The 18,149-nt window shown below is 73.4% G+C and carries 11 protein-coding genes and 2 pseudogenes; 7 read left to right on the top strand and 6 right to left on the bottom strand.

What is annotated here, in order from left to right; all coding sequences use genetic code 11:
* Positions 1–13: 13 nt before the first annotated feature.
* The 3 genes from F6X51_RS23270 (at position 14) to F6X51_RS23260 (ending at position 9,685) form a co-directional block, all read left to right on the top strand.
* Positions 14–3,355 (top strand): helicase-related protein, encoded by a 3,342-nt coding sequence (locus F6X51_RS23270; protein ID WP_150966091.1) that lies wholly within the window; start codon positions 14–16, stop codon positions 3,353–3,355.
* 157 nt (positions 3,356–3,512) lie between these two features.
* On the top strand, positions 3,513–7,343 hold the full coding sequence (locus tag F6X51_RS23265) for an ATP-binding protein (protein WP_150966061.1): 3,831 nt from the start codon (positions 3,513–3,515) through the stop codon (positions 7,341–7,343).
* Between the two features lie 377 nt (positions 7,344–7,720).
* Entirely contained in the window at positions 7,721–9,685 is a 1,965-nt protein-coding gene (locus F6X51_RS23260) for an acyl CoA:acetate/3-ketoacid CoA transferase (RefSeq protein WP_150966060.1), read from the top strand.
* A gap of 44 nt (positions 9,686–9,729) precedes the next feature.
* Here the strand turns inward: F6X51_RS23260 and F6X51_RS23255 are convergent, their stop codons facing one another.
* The 3 genes and pseudogenes from F6X51_RS23255 to F6X51_RS29090 all read right to left on the bottom strand — a co-directional run.
* A complete protein-coding gene (locus F6X51_RS23255) occupies positions 9,730–10,431 on the bottom strand; it encodes a 2OG-Fe(II) oxygenase (RefSeq protein ID WP_150966059.1) in 702 nt (233 codons plus the stop codon).
* Positions 10,428–11,528: a bifunctional DNA-binding transcriptional regulator/O6-methylguanine-DNA methyltransferase Ada gene (gene ada / locus F6X51_RS28390; protein WP_210250335.1), complete on the bottom strand. Its 1,101-nt coding sequence runs from the start codon at positions 11,526–11,528 to the stop codon at positions 10,428–10,430. The genes F6X51_RS23255 and ada overlap by 4 nt, the downstream gene beginning before the upstream one ends.
* Positions 11,529–12,215: 687 nt before the next feature.
* Positions 12,216–12,557: pseudogene (locus F6X51_RS29090) on the bottom strand (AlkA N-terminal domain-containing protein); the annotation flags it as partial.
* A 153-nt stretch (positions 12,558–12,710) separates the two neighbouring features.
* On the opposite strand from F6X51_RS29090, the gene F6X51_RS23245 reads away from it, so the two are divergent.
* Both F6X51_RS23245 and F6X51_RS23240 read left to right on the top strand, forming a co-directional pair.
* Entirely contained in the window at positions 12,711–13,511 is an 801-nt protein-coding gene (locus F6X51_RS23245) for a xanthine dehydrogenase family protein molybdopterin-binding subunit (RefSeq protein ID WP_150966057.1), read from the top strand.
* Positions 13,512–13,558: 47 nt separating this feature from the next.
* Positions 13,559–13,990, top strand: a complete 432-nt coding sequence (locus F6X51_RS23240) for a DUF3617 domain-containing protein (RefSeq protein ID WP_246696977.1) — start codon at positions 13,559–13,561, stop codon at positions 13,988–13,990.
* A gap of 19 nt (positions 13,991–14,009) precedes the next feature.
* On the opposite strand, the gene F6X51_RS23235 is transcribed toward F6X51_RS23240, so the two are convergent.
* Both F6X51_RS23235 and F6X51_RS23230 read right to left on the bottom strand, forming a co-directional pair.
* Positions 14,010–14,969: a histone deacetylase family protein gene (locus F6X51_RS23235; RefSeq protein WP_150966056.1), complete on the bottom strand. Its 960-nt coding sequence runs from the start codon at positions 14,967–14,969 to the stop codon at positions 14,010–14,012.
* A 52-nt stretch (positions 14,970–15,021) separates the two neighbouring features.
* Positions 15,022–15,420: pseudogene (locus tag F6X51_RS23230) on the bottom strand (acyl-CoA dehydrogenase family protein); the annotation flags it as partial.
* A gap of 345 nt (positions 15,421–15,765) precedes the next feature.
* Here F6X51_RS23230 and msuE point away from each other — a divergent pair.
* Together msuE and F6X51_RS23220 are read left to right on the top strand one after the other, a co-directional pair.
* Positions 15,766–16,338, top strand: coding sequence for an FMN reductase (gene msuE, locus F6X51_RS23225; protein ID WP_150966055.1), 573 nt, complete (start codon positions 15,766–15,768; stop codon positions 16,336–16,338).
* Between the two features lie 239 nt (positions 16,339–16,577).
* On the top strand, positions 16,578–16,871 hold the full coding sequence (locus F6X51_RS23220; protein WP_150966054.1) for a hypothetical protein: 294 nt from the start codon (positions 16,578–16,580) through the stop codon (positions 16,869–16,871).
* Between the two features lie 6 nt (positions 16,872–16,877).
* On the opposite strand, the gene F6X51_RS23215 is transcribed toward F6X51_RS23220, so the two are convergent.
* On the bottom strand, positions 16,878–17,972 hold the full coding sequence (locus tag F6X51_RS23215; protein ID WP_150966053.1) for an NAD(P)/FAD-dependent oxidoreductase: 1,095 nt from the start codon (positions 17,970–17,972) through the stop codon (positions 16,878–16,880).
* Positions 17,973–18,149 lie beyond the last annotated feature (177 nt).

Here is an 18,149-nt window from a genome sequence, read left to right as displayed (position 1 = left end):
GACCGCGCCCCGGATGCCGCTGGGCGCCCTCGCGGTGGCGCTCCTCGACCTCGCCCGATCGGCGCGGCCCTTGGTCCACGTGGCCCGCGACACCCGCCGGCTCGAGCGTCTCGCCGCCCTGCTCCGGGCGCTCGCGCCGGAGCAGGGCGTCGCGATCTACCCGGAATGGGATTGCCTGCCCTTCGACCGCGCCTCGCCCTCGCGCGGGGTGATGGGGGCGCGCACCGGCGTGATGCGCTGGCTGACCGACGACGCCGCCCGGCCCGACCTCGTGCTGACGACGGCGCCCGCCCTGATCCAGCGCGTGCCCCCGGCCGCGACCTGGGCCGGGGCGCATCTCGAGCTGCGCGTCGGCGACGCCATCGACCCGCAGGAGGTCGTGGCGGAGCTGCGCCGCCTCGGCTACATCGAGGACGACCGGGTCGACGAGCCCGGCGAGGTCGCGCTGCGCGGCCGGGTGATCGACGTCTTCCCGGCCGCGGCTCCCCGCCCCTGCCGGATCGAGCACGACGACCGCCGCATCACGGCGATCCGCTCCTACGACGCCGTCTCGCAGCGCTCCGTCGCCGAGGTCACCCTGCTGGTGATCGACCCCGCCACCGAGATCATCCTGGCGCCGGACGCGGCCGAGCGGCTGGCGCCGTTCACCGGCCAGGAGCACCGGCTGGCGCGCTTCTATCCGCACCTCGCGAACGTGCTCGATTATCGGCCCGAGGCCCGCCTCGTGATCGAGACGGGCACCGAGGAGCGGGCCCGCGCCTTCTTCGAGCAGATCGCGGACGGGCAGGAGAACGCCGCGCAGGCGGCGCGCAGGCAGGCGGCCGGCGACGCGCTCTACTGCGGCGCCGCCGACTGGGCCGTGCTCCTGTCCGAGCGTCGGCTGGCGACCGCGAGCGAGGGCGGATCCGGCGCGATCCCCGTCTTCGCCCGCGACCGCCGGCCGAACGTGGCCTTCGCGCGCTGCCTGCGCGAGCGCCTGAAGGCAGGGGACCGCATCCTGCTCGCCGGTCCGGCGCCGGCGCTCCGCCGCCTCGCGCGCCAGGCCCAGAGGATCGCCGAGCGCCCGGTCCGCTTGGTGCCGGACTGGTCGGCGGCGCTCGCGGGCAAGCCCGGCGAGATCCTGGCGATCGAGGCGCCCCTCGATGCGGGCTTCCGGGCCCCCGAGCACGGTCTCACGGCGATCGCGGCGGCCGACCTCCTGGGGCAGCGCGGGGAGGCATCCACCGGGGGGCAGCCGCCCGTCCTGCCGATGGGCGAGGTCGATCTGCGCGTCGGCGACGTCGCGATCGACCGCGACCACGGCCTCTGCATCTTCGAGGGTCTGGAGCGGATCACCCACGCCGAGGGCGAGACCGGGGACGCCCTGCGCCTGCGGTTTGCCGGCGACGACACCCTGATGGTCCCGGTCTCCCAGGCCGACCGGATCTGGCGCTACGGCTCCGAGGCCGATGCCGTCACCCTCGACCGGCTCGAGGGGGGCGCCTGGCAGAAGCGGCGCTGCGCCGCCGAGGCCGCCATCGCCCACACGGTGCGGCGCATGCTCGACGAGGCGGCCGCCCGCCACGGCGCCCGCGCCGACGCGCTGGTCCCGCCCGAGCGGGAGATGGAGCGCTTCGCCGCCGGGTTCGGCTTCGCCCTGACGCCGGACCAGGCGAGCGCGGTGGACGGCGTGGTGGCGGACCTCGCGGGCGGCCGGCCGATGGACCGTCTCGTCTGCGGCGATGTCGGCTTCGGCAAGACCGAGGTGGCGCTGCGCGCGGCCGCGGCGGCGCTGTTCTCCGGCAAGCAGGTCGCCCTCCTGGCCCCGACCACGGTGCTGGTCCGCCAGCATCTCGAGACCTTCCGCCGGCGCTTCGCCCGCTTCGGCATCGCGGCCGAGCAGCTCTCCCGTCTCGCGAGCCCCGCCGAGGCGAAGCGCGTCAAGGCGGGTCTCGCCGACGGCAGCATCCGCCTCGTCGTCGGCACGCAGGCGCTCGCCGGGCGCGGCCTGCGCTTCGCCGATCTCGGGCTGACCATCATCGACGAGGAGCAGCGCTTCGGCGCCAAGATGAAGTCGACCTTGCGCGCGGCGGCGGCGGGCGGGCACGTCCTCACCCTGACGGCGACGCCGATCCCCCGCACCCTGCAATCGGCCCTCGTCGGGCTGCAGAGCCTCAGCGTCATCGCGACGCCGCCCGCGGTGCGCCAGCCGATCCGCACCGTGATCACGCCCTTCGCGGCCGAACCTGTGCGGGCGGCACTGATGCGCGAGCACCGGCGCGGCGGCCAGAGCTTCGTGGTCTGCCCGCGCATCGAGGACATCGCCCCGATGCGCGCGCGTCTCGCCGAGATCGCCCCGGAACTCGAGATCCTGGTGGCGCACGGCGACCTGAAGCCCGTCGAGATGGACGAGGTGATGGTGCGCTTCGCCGACGGCGCGGGCGACGTGCTCTTGGCCACCAACATCATCGAGAGCGGCCTCGACGTGCCGCGGGCGAACACCATGCTGGTCTGGCGCGCCGACCGCTTCGGCCTCGCCCAGCTGCACCAGCTGCGGGGCCGGGTCGGGCGCGGCCAGCGCCGGGGCGTCGCCTACCTGCTGGGCGATCCGGCGCAGCCCCTGTCGGCCGCCACCGAGAAGCGGCTGCGCACCCTCGAGGCCCTCGACCGCCTCGGCGCGGGCTTCGCCATCAGCGCCCGCGACCTCGACCTGCGCGGGGCGGGCGACCTCGTGGGCGATGTCCAGGCCGGGCACGTCAAGCTGATCGGGCTGGGGCTCTACCAGCACCTCCTGGAGCTGACCCTGCGCGCCGCGAAGGGGGAGCCCGCTGAGGATTGGAGCCCGGAGATCCGCCTCGGCCTCTCGGGCTGCGTGCCCGGGGATTACGTGCCCGAGCCCGAGCTGCGCGTCGGCCTCTACACCCGGCTGCTGCGCCTGCGCGAGCGCCACGAGGTGGCGGCCTTGCGGGGCGAGGTCGAGGACCGGTTCGGCCCGCTGCCGCGCGCGGTTGAGGACCTGATGACCCTGGCGGAGCTGCGCACGGCCTGCGTGCAGCTCGGCATCACCCGCCTCAGCGGCGGCCCGGAGGGGATCGCGGCGGATCTCCGCGCGGGCCCCGCCGCCGCGCCATGCGATCTCGGGGACGCGATCGAGCGGCGTGGGAACCGCCTGATCCTGCGCCGCGGCAGCCCGGACCCGGGCGAGCGGGCCCAACTCGCCGCCGCCTTCCTGGAGCGCCTGCAGGACATGCAGCAGGCGGCCTCCCCCGGGTTCCCGGCCCCGGCCGAGGTCCCGGTCGAGGTCCCGGCCCCGGCGCCCGAGGGCGAGGCCCGCGGCCGGGCACGGCCGAGGCGGACGCGGCCAGTCCCGGCTTGACGCGGCCTGACGCGGCCGAATGCGCTCGGCGGCCCCGTCGCACGCGCCGCGGGAACTCGCGGACAGCCTGGCAGTTCTCTGGCGATCTCGGGCAACATGGTGCAGTGGGCCGGCCCGGATGCCGCCGAGCCGTCCAGACACGAGGCTGTAACCCCCGATGCCCGAGGCCCTCGCGACGCCGGACCGGACGCGTATTCCCGGCGGCGGAATCATGGGAGCCCGCCTGCGCGCCCATGACTGGGCCGCGACCCCGCTCGGGCCGATGGAATCCTGGCCGCAATCCCTGTGCACGGCGGTGCGGGTGATGCTGGCCTCGCGCTTCGCCATGTGGATGGCGTGGGGCCCCGATCTGATCTTCTTCTGCAACGACGCCTACAAGCCGACGCTCGGCGTCAAGGAGACCTGGGCGCTCGGCTCGCGCTCCGACGCGGTCTGGGCCGAGATCTGGCCCGATATCGGCCCGCGCATCGACCGGGTGCTCGCCACCGGCGAGGCCACCTGGGACGAGGGGCTGCTCCTGTTCCTGGAGCGCAGCGGCTTCGCGGAGGAGACCTACCACACCTTCTCGTACTCGCCGCTCGCCGACGATGCCGGCACCGTCACGGGCATGCTCTGCGTCGTTTCGGAGGACACCGAGCGCGTCATCGGCGAGCGGCGCCTGCGCAAGCTGCGCGACCTCGGGGCCGGCATGGCCGGCATCCGCACCGTCGCGGAAGTCGGCGCCGTCATCGAGGGCTGCCTCCAGGAGGGCGCGCCCGACCTGCCCTTCTCGGTCGCCTACCAGACCGGGCGCGACGACGCCGGCGCCGGGATCCTGGCGCGGGCGGGCATCCCGGCCGGCCATGCCGCGACCGGCCCGGCGGCGCGCGCCAGCATCGGCGCGCTCGCCGGGCAGGCGAGCGGGGCGAGCCCCGGGCCGACCCCGGTCCGCAGCCTCGGCCCCGACTTCGCGGACCTGCCCGGCGGCCCCTGGGGCCGGCCGCCGAGCCACGTGCTGATCCTGCCGATCGCGCAGCAGGGCCAGGACGGACCGGCGGCCCTGTTCGTGGCGGGGCTCAACCCCTACCGGCCCCTCGACGAGGGCTACCGGGGCTTTGTCGACCTCTTCGTCGGCCAGATCGCCACCGGGCTCGCCAACGCCAACGCCTACGAGCAGGAGCGCCGCCGCGCCGAGGCGCTCGCGGAGATCGACCGGCAGAAGACCGTGTTCTTCTCGAATGTCAGCCACGAGTTCCGCACCCCGCTGACCCTGATGCTCGGCCCCCTCGAGGAGGTGATCCGCAAGGCCGAGACCGAGGTGCTGCCGGACAACCGGCGCCTCGTCGAGGTCGCCCACCGCAACGGCCTGCGCCTCCTCAAGCTCGTGAACGCCCTGCTCGACTTCTCGCGGATCGAGGCCGGGCGCATCCAGGCGGTGTTCGAGCCGACCGAGCTCGGCGCCTTCACGGCGGAGCTGGCCTCGAGCTTCCGCTCGGCCACCGAGCAGGCCGGTCTGTCCCTCGACGTCGCCTGCGAGCCCCTGGCCGAACCCGCCCTCGTCGACCGGGAGATGTGGGAGAAGATCGTCCTCAACCTGATCTCGAACGCCTTCAAGTTCACCCTCGCGGGGGGGATCCGGGTGGCGGTGTCGGCGGCCGGGGGCCGCGTCCGCCTCTCGGTCAGCGACACCGGCACCGGCATCGCCGAGGCCGAGCTGCCCCGCCTGTTCGAGCGCTTCCACCGGGTCGAGGGCGCGCAGGGGCGCAGCTTCGAGGGATCCGGCATCGGCCTCGCCCTGGTGCAGGAGCTGACGAACCTCCACGGCGGCACCGTCAGCGTCGAGAGCCGCCCCGGAGAGGGCAGCACCTTCCGGGTCGAGGTCCCGCTCGGCAGCGATCACCTTCCGGCCGACCGGATCCGGGCCGCGCGCACCGCCACCTCGACGGCGACGCGCGCGCAGGCCTTCGTCGAGGAGGCCAAGCGCTGGCTCGCGAGCGCGGGGGACGCGCTCATCGCCGCGCCGGACACGGTTGCGGTCGACCCCGCCGGCGAGCGGCCCGTCGATCCCGCCCGGGCCGAGCGGGTGCTCCTCGCCGACGACAACGCCGACATGCGCGATTACGTGCGCCGCCTCCTCGACGCCCGGGGCTACCGCGTCGAGGCGGTCGCGGACGGCGCCGCGGCGCTCGCCTCGGCCCGGGCCGCGCCCCCCGACCTCGTGCTCTCCGACGTGATGATGCCGGGCCTCGACGGGTTCGGCCTCCTCGCCGCCCTGCGGGCCGACCCCGCCCTGCGGGCCGTGCCGGTGATCCTGCTCTCGGCCCGGGCCGGCGAGGAGGCGCAGATCGTGGGCGTGGGCGCCGGGGCGGACGATTACCTGACGAAGCCGTTCTCGGCGCGCGAGCTGCTGGCGCGGGTGGAATCGAACCTCAAGCTTGCCCGGGCCCGGCGCGAGGCCGCGGACGTGCTGCGCCGGCTCAACGAGAGCCTGGAGGCGCAGGTCGCCGAGCGCACGCGCGAGCGCGACCGGATGTGGCGCCTGTCCAAGGACATCATGCTGATCGCGGGCTTCGACGGCGTCATCCACGCGGTGAACCCGGCCTGGACCGAGACGCTCGGCTGGACCGAGCCGGACCTCGCGGGCACGCGCTTCCTCGACCTCGTCCATCCGGACGACTTCGACCGGACGCTCGCGGAGACCGGGCGATTGCGGGACGGGCTGATAACGCCGCGCTTCGAGAACCGCTACCGCCACAAGGACGGCTCGTACCGCATCCTGTCCTGGACGGCGGTGCCGGGCGAGGGCCATCTCCACGCGGTCGGCCGCGACGTCACCGAGCAGCGCGAGCTCGAGGACGCCTTCCGTCAGGCCCAGAAGATGGAGGCGGTGGGCCAGCTCACCGGCGGCATCGCGCACGATTTCAACAACCTGCTGACGGGCATCTCCGGGAGCCTGGAACTGTTGCAATCGCGCCTCGCGCAGGGCCGGCTCGGCGAGATCGATCGCTACGTCAACGCCGCGCAGGGCGCCTCGAAGCGGGCTGCCGCGCTCACCCATCGCCTGCTCGCCTTCTCGCGCCGCCAGACCCTCGACCCGAAGCCCACCAGCGTGAATCGCCTCGTCTCCGGCATGGAAGAGCTGGTCCGGCGCTCGGTCGGCCCCGGCATCACCGTCGAAGTCGTCACCGCGAGCGGGCTCTGGAGCACGCTGGCCGACCCGAACCAGCTCGAGAACGCGCTGTTGAACCTCTGCATCAACGCCCGCGACGCCATGCCGGAGGGCGGGCGCCTGACCATCGAGACCGGCAACCGCTGGTTCGACGAGCGCGCCGCCCGCGAGCAGGATCTCACCCCCGGCCAGTACGTCTCCCTCTGCGTCAGCGACACCGGGACCGGCATGACGCCCGAGGTGATCAAGCGCGCCTTCGACCCGTTCTTCACCACGAAGCCGATCGGCGCCGGCACCGGCCTCGGCCTCTCGATGATCTACGGCTTCGCCCGGCAATCGGGCGGGCAGGTGCGGATCTATTCCGAGCTCGGCGAGGGCACGATGGTCTGCCTCTACCTGCCGCGCCACTGGGGCGCCACGGACGAGGCGGACCTGCCGAGCGCCGCGACGGCGGTGCCCCGCGCCGAGCAGGGCCAGACCGTGCTCGTGGTCGACGACGAGCCGACCGTGCGCATGCTGGTGACGGAGGCCCTGGAGGAACTCGGCTACACCGCCATCGAGGCTCCCGACAGCGCCGCGGGTCTGCGCATCCTGCAATCGGACGCGCGCATCGATCTCCTCGTCACCGATGTCGGCCTTCCGGGCGGCATGAACGGGCGCCAGATGGCGGATGCCGGCCGGGCCGCGCGACCGGAGCTGAAGGTGCTGTTCATCACCGGCTACGCCGAGAACGCGGTGCTGGGGAACGGTCAGCTCGATCCGGGCATGCAGGTCCTGACCAAGCCCTTCGTGATGGAGATGCTCACCGCGCGCATCCAGGACCTGATCCTCAAGGATTGAGCCTGGCGCGCGAAGCCCGCTCTGTCGTGAAATTCAAAATACAAAACACGCTCGACCCAAGTCGAAACGGGCCGCCGCACCGTCGAGATGAGGGCGTTCGGCGCTCTGCGAAATGTTCGGCCGTGAACACGGTCGGTTTTTGGCATACAGGATGCCGGCCAGTCGCCGCGCGCCGCGCAGCCTGTCACGGATTTGCCAAGTGCGCCGCAACAGGACCTTGCCGCGCCGCAAGATCAGACCGCTTCCTCTTGCGGAGGACGGCGCCGCTCACTACGCTCGCGCCGTCCGTCGAAGAAAGACTTCCGCCGCGCCGTCCTCAGCAGGATAATACTTGCAAAACCGGCACGAGAGGAGGCGACAGGAGGAATAGAGGTCTCATGCGGAAAAATAAGGTCATCACCGCCGACGAGGCGATCGCGCTGATCCGGGACGACGACGTCGTCACCACGACGGGCTTCGTTCAGAGTTGCATCCCAGAGGCCCTGCACGCGGCGCTTGAGCGCCGCTTCGTCGCCTCCGGCGCACCACGCGACCTCACCCTGATCATGACCGCGGGCGCGGGCGACAGCAAAGGCCTCGGGACCGGCCGCCTGCACCACGAGGGCCTGCTCAGCCGGGTGATCGCGGCGAATTTCGGCCGGATGCCGAAGGTCGCCCAGGCCGCGCAGGAGAACAAGATCCGCGGCTACAACCTGCCCCAGGGGGTGATCTCGCAGCTCTACCGCGCCTGCGCGGCGGGCCAGCCGGGCCTCTTCTCCAAAGTCGGCCTCAAGACCTATGTCGATCCGCGCCACGGCGGCGGCCGCGTCAACGACGTCACCCGCGAGGACATCGTGAAGCTCGTCGAGGTCGATGGCGAGGAGTGGCTGTTCTACACGGCGACCAAGATCGACGTCGCCTTCATCCGCGGCACCTCGGCCGACCCCTCGGGCAACATCTGCATGGCCAAGGAGGCGCTCACCCTCGACAACCTCGCCCAGGCCATGGCCGCCCGCAACAACGGGGGCATCGTCGTCGCGCAGGTCGAGCGCATCGTGGAGCAGGGCTCGATCAAGCCGAAGGACGTGCGCGTGCCCGGCATGCTGGTCGATTGCGTCGTGGTGGCCGAGCCCGAGCAGCACCGGATGAACTACGGCGTCGTGCACGACGCGGCGCTCGCGGGCGAGATCCGGGTCCCGGTCGGTGCCATGAAGCGGATGCCCCTCGACGCCCGCAAGATCATCGCGCGCCGCGCCGCCTTCGAGCTGCCGCCGAACGGCGTGGTCAATCTCGGGGTCGGCGCCCCGGAGGGGATCTCGTCGATCGCCGCCGAGGAGAAGGTCACCCCCTACATCACCCTCACCACGGAGGCCGGCGCCGTCGGGGGCGTGCTGGCGAGCGGGTCGAGCTTCGGCGCGGCGACCAACGCCGACTGCATCATCGACCAGAACCAGATGTTCGACTTCTACGACGGCGGCGGCCTCGACATGACCTGCCTCGGCATGGCCGAGTGCGACGGCGAGGGCAACGTCAACACCAGCCGCTTCGGCGGTCGCCTCAACGGCTGTGGCGGCTTCATCAACATCTCGCAGAACGCCCGCAAGGTGATCTTCGCCGGCACCTTCACGGCGGGGGGCCTCGAGACCCGGATCGAGGAGGGCAAGCTGCGCATCCTGCAGGAGGGCCGCTCGCGCAAGTTCGTCGAAAAGGTCGAGCAGAACACCTTCAGCGGCCCCTTCGCGCAGGAGCGCAACCAGCCGGTGCTCTACGTGACGGAGCGCTGCGTCTTCCACCTGACGAAGCGCGGCCTCGAGCTGATCGAGGTGGCGCCCGGCATCGATATCGGCCGGGACATCCTCGCGCACATGGCCTTCACGCCGATCATCGAGAACCCGATCACCATGGACCTGCGGATCTTCCGCGAGGAGCCGATGGAACTGCTCGCCGACCTGCTGAACCTGAACCTCAGCGAGCGCGTCAGCTACGATGCCGGCCGCAACCTGCTCTTCGTCAACCTCGAGGGCTGGCAGGTGCGTTCCAAGGGCGACATCGACGCCCTGCGGCAGGTTCTGGAGACCGCGTGCCTCAAGGCCGGCCAGCGGGTCAACTCGGTGGTCAACCACGACGGGTTCCGCATCACCGAGAACCTGTACGACGACTATGCCGAGATGATCGAGTACATGATAAAGTATCATTATGTGACCTCGACCCGCTACGCGACCAGCGCCTTCCTGCGCCTCAAGATGCAGGAGGCCCTGCGCAAGCGCGGGCTCGCGCCGCACATCTTCGAGCGCAGGGAGGACGCGCACGCCTTCCTGGACGCGACGGAGGGGGCGACCTCGACGATCGCCTCGGCGGCCTGAGCGAGGCGCGCGGGCCCGGCCGCCCGCGCGCCTGGGCGGCGGCGTCAGGCGGCGTCGTGGAAGATGATGCCCGTGGTGAGCCGCTCGCCCGAGCGCACCCGGCTGACCCCGTGGCGCAGGCTCACCCGGTAGGTGCCGCGCGTGCCCGCCACCGGCCGGGTGTGGACGGCGAAGACCACGGCCTCGCCGCGGGCGAGCGGCACCACCTCGGCCCGCGACTGCCTGCGGGGGCGCTGCTCGGTGACGACGAACGCGCCGCCCGTGAAATCCCGGCCCGGTTCGGAGAGCAGGATCGCGACCTGCAGCGGGAAGACGTGCTCGCCGTAGAGGTCCTGATGCAGGCAATTGTAGTCGCCCGGCCCGTAGCGCAGCAGCAGCGGCGTCGGCCGTCCCTGGCCGGCCGCGTGGCAGCGCGCCAGGAACGCCGCATGCCGCGCCGGGTAGCGGACCGGCAGCCCCATCGCGGCGTTCCAGCGATTGGCGATGGGCACCAGCCGCTCGTAGAGGCGCGGGCGCAGCTGCGCGATCGGGTCCGGCAGCGGGTAGCCGAAATACTTGTACTCCCCCTGCCCGAAGCCGTGCCGCGCCATGACGATGCGGCTGCGGAAGGGCGCGTCCTCCCGGTAGAGGGCGCGCAGCCCGGCGCAGGCCTCGGGCGCCAGGAGCCGGCCCATCGCGGCGCAGCCGAATGCGTCGAGATCCGCCGCGATCCCGGCCCAGTCGAGCCCGTTGAGCGCCTCCGTCATCGGGTGACGCCCTCGCGGGCGAGGAGGTCGCGCTTGCGCGCCACGCCCCAGCGGTAGCCCGAGAGGGCCCCGTCCGAGCGCACGACCCGGTGGCAGGGGATCGCCACCGCGATGGCGTTGGCGCCGCAGGCCTGGGCCACCGCCCGCACGGCGCCGGGCGCGCCGATCGCCCGGGCGACCTCGGCATAGCTCGCCGTGGTGCCGGCCGGGATGCGCCGCAGGGCCTCCCAGACCCGCTGCTGGAACGCGGTACCGCCGATGTCGAGGGGCAACGCGAAGGCCCCGGCCGGGGCCTCGACGAAGCCGACGACCTGCGCCACCATCGCCTCGAACGCGGCCTCGCCGCCGCGCAGCTCGGCCTCGGGGAAGCGATCCTGCAGGTCGCGCAGGAGCTGGTCGGGGTCGTCCCCGAGCAGGATGGCGCAGACACCCCGGTCGGTCGCCGCGACGAGGATCGCCCCGAGGCTGCATTCGCCGAGCGCGAACCGGATCACCGTCCCGGCGCCGCCCCGGCGATAGGCCGTCGGCGTCATGCCGAGGCGCTCGGCGGCGTAGAAGCGGCTCGCGGAATGGTAGCCGGCCTCGTAGATTGCTTCGGTCACCGTGCTGGCGCCCTGGAGCCCCTCGGCGATGCGCCCGGCGAGGCGCGCCCGCCCGTAGGCTTTCGGCGTGACGCCGGTGATCCGCTTGAAGACGCGGTGGAAGTGGAACGGGCTCATCCCGGCGGCGCGGGCGAGGTCGTCGAGGGGCGGCAGCGTCTCGGCCCTCTCGATCAGCCGGCAGGCACGGGCGATCGCGGCGGCGTGGCGCGCCTCGACCGGCGCCTCGTTCGGGCGGCAGCGCTTGCACGGCCGGAACCCCGCCGCCTCGGCGGCCTCGCAGCTGGGGTGGAAGCTGACGTTCTCGGGCCGCGCCGCCCGCGCGGCGCAGCTCGGGCGGCAATACACGCCGGTGGTGCGCACCGCGTAGACGAAGCGGCCATCGGCCCGCGGGTCGCGGGCGGCGAGGGCCGCCCAGCGCGCCGCGTCGCCGGTCTCGGCGGGACGCTCGGTCTCGGCGGGAGGCTTGGTCTCGCTCTTCAGGTCGGAGGGTCGCATCGGGTTGTCCTTCGGGCTGGCTCCGGCGCCCGGGGCGCCGGTCGATGCCGCAACCTCGCCCATCCGGACCGCCGCCGCATCCCGGCGCTTGCTCCCCAATCGCGGGGGCGGCGCGGCCTCGGCGTCGGCCGCCCAGAGATGCATGACCGCGTAGGCCCGCCACGGGCGCCACGCCTCGGCGCGGGCGATGAGGCCCGCGTGGCTCGGCCGCCCCTCCCCCTGGTCGAGGGCGCGCAGCAGGCCGATATCGCCGGGCGGCAGGGCGTCCGGCTCCTTCAGCGCCCGCAGGGCGATGTACTGCGCCGTCCAGGGGCCGATGCCGCGCAGCGCCGTCAGCCGCGCCGCGGCGGCCTCGAGGCTCGGCCCGGGGGCGAGCAGGGCCGGGTCGGCGGTGGCCGCGGCGGCGAGGCTCCGGATCGCCGCTCCCCGGGCGCGTGGCATGTTCAGGACGAGCGCGGCATCCGCCTCGGCGAGGTCGGCGGGGGACGGGAAGACGTGGGTCAGGCCGGGCTCCGCGTCGTGCCCGAGCGCAACCCCGAAGGCTCGGACGAGCGTCGCGGCGAGCCGGCCCGCGGCCGTCACCGAGACCTGCTGGCCGAGGATCGCCCGCACGCCGAGCTCGAACCCGTCCCAGGCGCCGGGCACGCGCAGACCGGGGCGCGCCGCCACGAGGGGTGCGAGGGCGGGATCGGCGGAGAGCTGCGCCCCGATCGCGGCCGGATCGGCCGCGACGTCGAAGAGGCGGCGCAGGCGCGCCAGGATTTCGGCGATGCCCGCCGGATCGGGGAAGCGGATCGTCGCACCGAGCGCCGCCGCGCCCGCGCGGTGGACCCGGACGGTGCCGTGGCACCCGCCGAGGCGGATCGTGCGCGCGTAGCTGTCCGGGCCCACGATCTCGACGCCGGGAATCGCCCGCGCGGCCAGGAAGCCGAGGATGCCATCCCAGTCGTAGGGCACCGTGCAGGCGATCGGGACCGTCTCGCTGAAGCCGGCCTTTCGGATCGATGGGGCTTGGCGGCCGCGTCGCATGGGTCTGTCTTAGGCCTCCGTGGCCGCGCCCGATAGGCGATGCGGGCCGGCGACGCACCGCGATTCCTCCTCCGGCCTCCGCTCGCGCGATCGGGGCTGGCGAAGCCGGCGTGCCTCGTGACATCTGGAGCCTTCGCCGCCGACGAGGACCCGATGACCGGACGCTGCACCGATCCGCCGAGGCGCAGTTTTCTGGCGGGCAGCGCCGCCCTGCTGCTGAGCGGGCGTGGGCTCGCGCCGGCGGCCGCTTCCCCGGCGGAGCCGCCCTTCGGGACGGATCTCCGGCTGCCGGGCCTGGCGCGCGCCGTCGTCGCCCGGCCGCCGCTCCGCGGCTGGCGCCTCGCGCGGCTCGATCCGGACGCCACGCGGGCGTTTCCGGGCGTCCTCGCGGTGCTGCCGCTCGCGCCCCTCGGCCACGATGGGCCGACGAGCCTCGGTGGCGTCGCCGTCGTCGCGCGCGACACCTGGAGCGCGCATCGCGGCCTCGATGCGCTCAGGCTCGGATGGGAGCCGCCCGAAGCTCAGCCCGGGATACGCCCGGGGCCAAGCCACCGGCCCCGCGCGCCGCAATCGGCCCTGTCCGATCCGCCCGGGACGCCCGCGGAAGTCCCCTCGGCCACCGCGCTGTCCACCGCGGGACGCGCCACGGTCTGGGCCTGCCTCGAGCACCCGCAGAGCGCGCGAACCGCCATCGCGGCGCTGACGGGCGTCGACGACATCGCGCTGTGCCCGGTGCGGCTCGGCGGCGGATCGAGCCGCTTCGTCGCCCCGGCCTACGCGGTCGAGGCCCTGCGGATCGCCCGAGCGCTTCCCGGCCGGCCCGTCACGCTCCTGTGGACACGGGCCGACGACATCCCCTTCCGGTACCGCTCGGAGGCCGGTGTCGGAGGCCTCGGGGCGTGGGACACGAGCGCAAGAAACGGGACGATCCCGAACCGGATCCATGCTGCCTGACGGGGCGGATGCCGTTGCCCCAAAGCGCCGCCAGTGGAGTGCGCAGGATGATGGACAGGATCGCGACGCGAATCGGCTTGACCCTCGCGCTGGGGCTTTCCGCATCGGCCGCGCCCGCCGCCGAGGCGATGCCCGGGGCGTACACGGTCGAGACGCGGGTCGAGCTGCCCCATCTCGAAGACCTGAACAGCCGCAGCCTCGCCAGCCTCTGCATCACGGCGGATGCGGAGCGGGCCCACGGGCTCGGCTCCCTGAGCGCCAACACGCCGCTCGCGGGGTGCCCCTTGGCGAATGTCGACCGAGCGGGCGAGGTGCTGACCTTCGACATCGTCTGCGCCGGCAAGAACCAGGCACGCGGCAGCGCCCGGTTCGTGATGGCGGCGGAGCGCTTCGAGGGCCGCATCACGATGCGACTCGGCGGCAAGAACATGACGATGACGGAGGTCCAGTCGGGGCGCCGCACCGGTCCGTGCCCGTGAGCCCGAGGGGGGCCGCCCCTCAGGCCCCCTGGCTCAGGGCCCGGACATGCGCGGCGGCCGACTGCGCGAGTGCCGGCAGCAGGTAACCGCCCTCCAGCATCGAGACGAGGCGCCCGCCGCAATGGCGCCGGGCCGCCTCCACGAGGGCATCCGTCACCCAGGTGAAGTCCGCCGCCCCCAGCCGCAGGCGACCGAGCGGGTCGTCCGCATGCGCGTCGAAGCCCGCCGAGACCAGGATCAGGTCCGGCCGGAAGGCGTCGAGGGCCGGGAGAATCCGGCTCCGCACCGCCTCGCGGAACACCTCGCCGCCGTCCCCGGCCCGCAGGGGCGCGTTCCAGATGTTGCCGACCCCCTGCTCCGAGACGGCGCCGGTGCCCGGGAACCAGGGCATCTGGTGCGTCGAGCCGTAGAACAGGTCCCGGTCGGCCCAGAAGATCTCCTGCGTGCCGTTGCCGTGGTGCACGTCGAAATCCACCACCGCCACGCGCTCGGCGCCGTGCTTGGCGCGGGCGTAATGGGCCGCGATGGCGACGTTCGAGAACAGGCAGAAGCCCATCGCCCGGTCGTGCTCGGCGTGATGGCCGGGCGGGCGCACCTGGCAGAACGCGTTGGCGAGGCCGGAACCCCGGTCCATCACGGCATCGACCGCGCGCAGGCCGGCGCCGACGCCGCGCAGCGCCGCCTCCCAGCTACCCGCGGACATCACCGTGTCGGGATCGAGCCGCTGCGGCTGGGCGGCGTCGCGCGCCGAGGCGGCGTCTCGCGCCGCCCGCACCCGGTCGAGGTGCCGGGCGCTGTGGGCCAGGAGGATGCGGGCCTCGGCATCCTCGCGGAGCGGCGCCGCCTCCCGCTGCAGCCCGGCGAATTCGGGGCCGGCCAGCGCCTCGTCGATCGCCCGCATGCGCGCCGGACGCTCGGGATGGGCGCCGCCCGGCTCGTGCCGGAGGAAGGCCGGGTGCGTGAGAAGGAGGGTCGGCATGGCCGAAGGGTAGCGCCGGAGCCGGCCCCCGCGCGAGGCCCCATCCCGGCATTCAGCTCCAGGCGTGGAAGGGCGGGGCGACGCCGTTGAGCCGGTGGTTGCCGACAAGGGCGTAATTCCAGCGCACCGGATCGTGCAGGGTGTGGGTGCGGGCGTTGCACCAATGCCGGGCGCGGTTGTTCTCCGCAAGCGTCGCGCGGGTGCCGGGGAGCTCGAACAGCATGTCGGCCGCCGCGAGCGCAATCTCGGTGGTCAGCACCTTGGCCTCCGCCACCGCGAGCTGAGCCGCCGCGACGTTTCCGGAATCGGGTTGCGCCACCGCGGCGTCGAGGGCGAGCCCGGCCCGGTCGAGAAGGGCTTCGGCCGCGTGGAGGCGGATGGTCAGGTCGCCGATGGCCTGGATCGTCTAGGGGTCCTTGGCGGTGAGCTCCTGGCCGCTGTCGATCCAGGCGGCAGCGGGAGAGAAGAATGTTTTCCTCGCGGTTGAAGCGGGGGCGGCCATGTCGAGGCGCGCGGGCCCGGAACCCGGCCAGGCACCTGCGCAAGATCAGCGGCCGCCCGGTCAAGACGCGGAACGGTCAGGACCGCGTCCCCGAGGCTCATCGCCGGTGGTGCACGGGCCTCGATGATCACTCTACTACGCGAGCCCTTCGCGAAGAGCCGATCATCTCCGATCCAGCCCGCTTTCAGAAGATCGTTTCATTGACGGCGCCGGCCTCGGTCACCACAGTTTGGGGCATCCGCGCCGGGCGCTCCGCTCGTCCTGACCTTCGTTCCCAACTCCGGAAATGATCCCATGACCCGTCCGCGCATCGTCGCCTTCAGCGCGAATGTCCAGCGCCCCTCGAAGACCCGCACCCTGGTCGAGGCCATCGCCACCGAGGCCGCGAGCCGCATCCCCGCGGAAATCCGCCTGTTCGACATCGTCGATGCGGGTCCGGGCCTCGGCTCGGCCTGGACGCGGGATGCCCTCTCCCTCCCGGCCCGGCGCATCGTCGAGGCGATCGAGGAGGCCGACGCCCTCGTGGTCGGCTCGCCGGTCTACAAGGGCGCCTATACGGGGCTGTTCAAGCACCTGTTCGATTTCGTCGGGCCGACGACCCTGGTGAACAAGCCGGTGGCGATCGCGGCGACGGGCGGGGGGGCGCGCCACGCGCTGGTGGTGGAGCACGCCTTCCGGCCGCTCTTCGGCTTCTTCGGAGCGCTCGCGGTGCCGACGGCCGTCTACGCCTCCGATCCCGATTTCCGCGACGGGATCCTGGTGGACGAGGGCGTGCAGGCCCGGGTCTCCGATGCCGCGAGCCAGCTCGGCGCCCTCCTCAGCCGCGGCACCCTCGCGCGCAGCAGCCAGCCGACCCGCGTCGCCTGACCGGAGGCCGCCCCGTGACCCGATAGCGCCGATCGGCGCGCTTCGCCCGTTCGCAACCTGACCGCCCATCTCCGAGGGGGTGGGTCGACGCGAACGGGGCCGGCATGGCAGAAGCGTCGAAACTGCGCAGGGTTACGGTCGTGAGCGAGAGTGGGACACTGCCGAAAGCAACATTCGGCGTCGAGATGGGCCCGGACGATCCGAGGATCCGCATCCAGATCGGGGAGCGGTCGATACCGGTGGACATCGCGCCCGATCAGGCGGCGGAACTCGGCCTCGCCCTGCTGGCCGCCAGCGCCGTGTGCTCGCCCGGGCATCCGCGCCCGGCGCCGGGCGAGCCGATCTACGCCGCCCACATGCCGGTGCTCGGCTGGCAGACGGGCACCCTCAGCGCGGCGCGCCTGCCCGTCCTCGTGGCGATGCTGCTCGGTGGGGCCAGGCTGATCCTGCGCTTCACCCCCGAGCAGGCGGCGAGCTGCGGCGAGGCCCTGAACGCCGTCGCGGCGACGGTCCAGGATCCGCCGGAGGGCTGAGGCTGCTCAGGCGTCGAGGCGGTCGGCGACGTCCTCGGCCAGCGACAGGCAGGAGGTGAGGCCCGGGCTCTCGATGCCGAAGAGCTGGACGAGGCCGGCCAGGCCGTGCTCCGCCGGCCCGTCGATGCGGAAGTCGACCGCCGCCTGGCCGCGCCCGACGAGCTTCGGGCGGATCCCGGCATAATCCGGCACCAGGGCGCCGTCCGGCAGCCCGGGCCAGTAGCGCCGGATCGATTCGTAGAACACCGCGCTGCGGCCCGGATCGACGGCGTAGTCGATCCGGTCGATCCACTCGACATCGGGTCCGAACCGCATCCGCCCCGCGAGGTCGAGGGTCAGGTGCGTGCCGAGGCCGCCGTCGACGGGCGCCGGGTAGATCAGGTGCCGGAAGGCCGGCCTGCCCGTGCAGCCGAAATAATGCCCCTTGGCGAGGACCAGGGGCGGTACCCGCCCGGTCGGGTATCCCTCGGTGCGGGCGGCGATGGCCTGCGCGCCGAGGCTCGCGGCGTTGACGACGGCCGCGCAATCCATCTCGCCCGGACTCGCGCCGCCGAAGCGCGCGACCCAGCCCCCGGCGCGCCGCGACAGGCCCTCGACCGGGGTGTGGAAGGCGATCATGCCGCCGCCTTCCTCGAGGTCGCCCCGGAGCGCTAGCATCAGGCCATGGCTGTCGACGATGCCGGTCTCCTCGGACAGGAGTGCGCCGGTGCAAGCGAGGTTCGGCTCGAGGGCACGGGCCGCGCCACCGTCGAGGAGATGCAGTCCCTCGACCCCGTTCGCGAGGCCCTGCGCGTGGATCGCCGCGATCTTGGCGCCCTCGTCGTCGTTCGTGGCGACCACGAGCTTACCGCAGCGGGCATGCGCGACGCCGTGGCTCTCGCAGAAGGCGTAGAGCCGCCGGCGCCCTTCGACGCAGTGGCGGGCCCTGAGCGAGCCGGTCGGGTAGTAGAGGCCGGCGTGGATCACCTCGGAATTGCGCGAGGACACGCCGGTCCCGATCGCGCCCTCGGTCTCACTCACGATGACGTCGTGGCCGCGCGCGGCGAGGGCCCTGGCGATCGCGAGGCCGACGACGCCCGCACCGATGACGAGACATTGCATGCTCAGCCGGCTCCGCCCGCTCGCCCGTCGCTCGCGCACCAGAGGACGGGGCGGAAGCGGCTTGGCAGACGAGGGCAGCCCGCGCAAGCGGCGCGGGCGTCGCGCTCGACGCCCGCGTCCGGTCTCAGCGTTCGCGCCAGGCCTTGGCGATCTGGTCGGTCAGGGGCTTGGTCAGGT

The sequence above is a fragment of the Methylobacterium planeticum genome (genome assembly GCF_008806345.1).
Taxonomy (GTDB): domain Bacteria; phylum Pseudomonadota; class Alphaproteobacteria; order Rhizobiales; family Beijerinckiaceae; genus Methylobacterium; species Methylobacterium planeticum.
The sequence above is the reverse complement of the archived record's forward strand: the minus strand, read 5'-3'. Positions and strand labels throughout refer to the sequence as shown.

What these genes read in the sequence shown, in the direction of transcription:
- F6X51_RS23270 (WP_150966091.1), top strand. Translation starts at nt 14, where the DNA reads ATGCCGCTGGGCGCCCTCGCGGTGGCGCTCCTCGACCTCGCCCGATCG.
- ada (WP_210250335.1), bottom strand. Translation starts at nt 11,528, where the DNA reads ATGCGACCCTCCGACCTGAAGAGCGAGACCAAGCCTCCCGCCGAGACC.
- F6X51_RS23255 (WP_150966059.1), bottom strand. Translation starts at nt 10,431, where the DNA reads ATGACGGAGGCGCTCAACGGGCTCGACTGGGCCGGGATCGCGGCGGAT.
- msuE (WP_150966055.1), top strand. Translation starts at nt 15,766, where the DNA reads ATGACCCGTCCGCGCATCGTCGCCTTCAGCGCGAATGTCCAGCGCCCC.
- F6X51_RS23245 (WP_150966057.1), top strand. Translation starts at nt 12,711, where the DNA reads ATGACCGGACGCTGCACCGATCCGCCGAGGCGCAGTTTTCTGGCGGGC.
- F6X51_RS23260 (WP_150966060.1), top strand. Translation starts at nt 7,721, where the DNA reads ATGCGGAAAAATAAGGTCATCACCGCCGACGAGGCGATCGCGCTGATC.
- F6X51_RS23215 (WP_150966053.1), bottom strand. Translation starts at nt 17,972, where the DNA reads ATGCAATGTCTCGTCATCGGTGCGGGCGTCGTCGGCCTCGCGATCGCC.
- F6X51_RS23235 (WP_150966056.1), bottom strand. Translation starts at nt 14,969, where the DNA reads ATGCCGACCCTCCTTCTCACGCACCCGGCCTTCCTCCGGCACGAGCCG.
- F6X51_RS23265 (WP_150966061.1), top strand. Translation starts at nt 3,513, where the DNA reads ATGCCCGAGGCCCTCGCGACGCCGGACCGGACGCGTATTCCCGGCGGC.
- F6X51_RS23240 (WP_246696977.1), top strand. Translation starts at nt 13,559, where the DNA reads ATGATGGACAGGATCGCGACGCGAATCGGCTTGACCCTCGCGCTGGGG.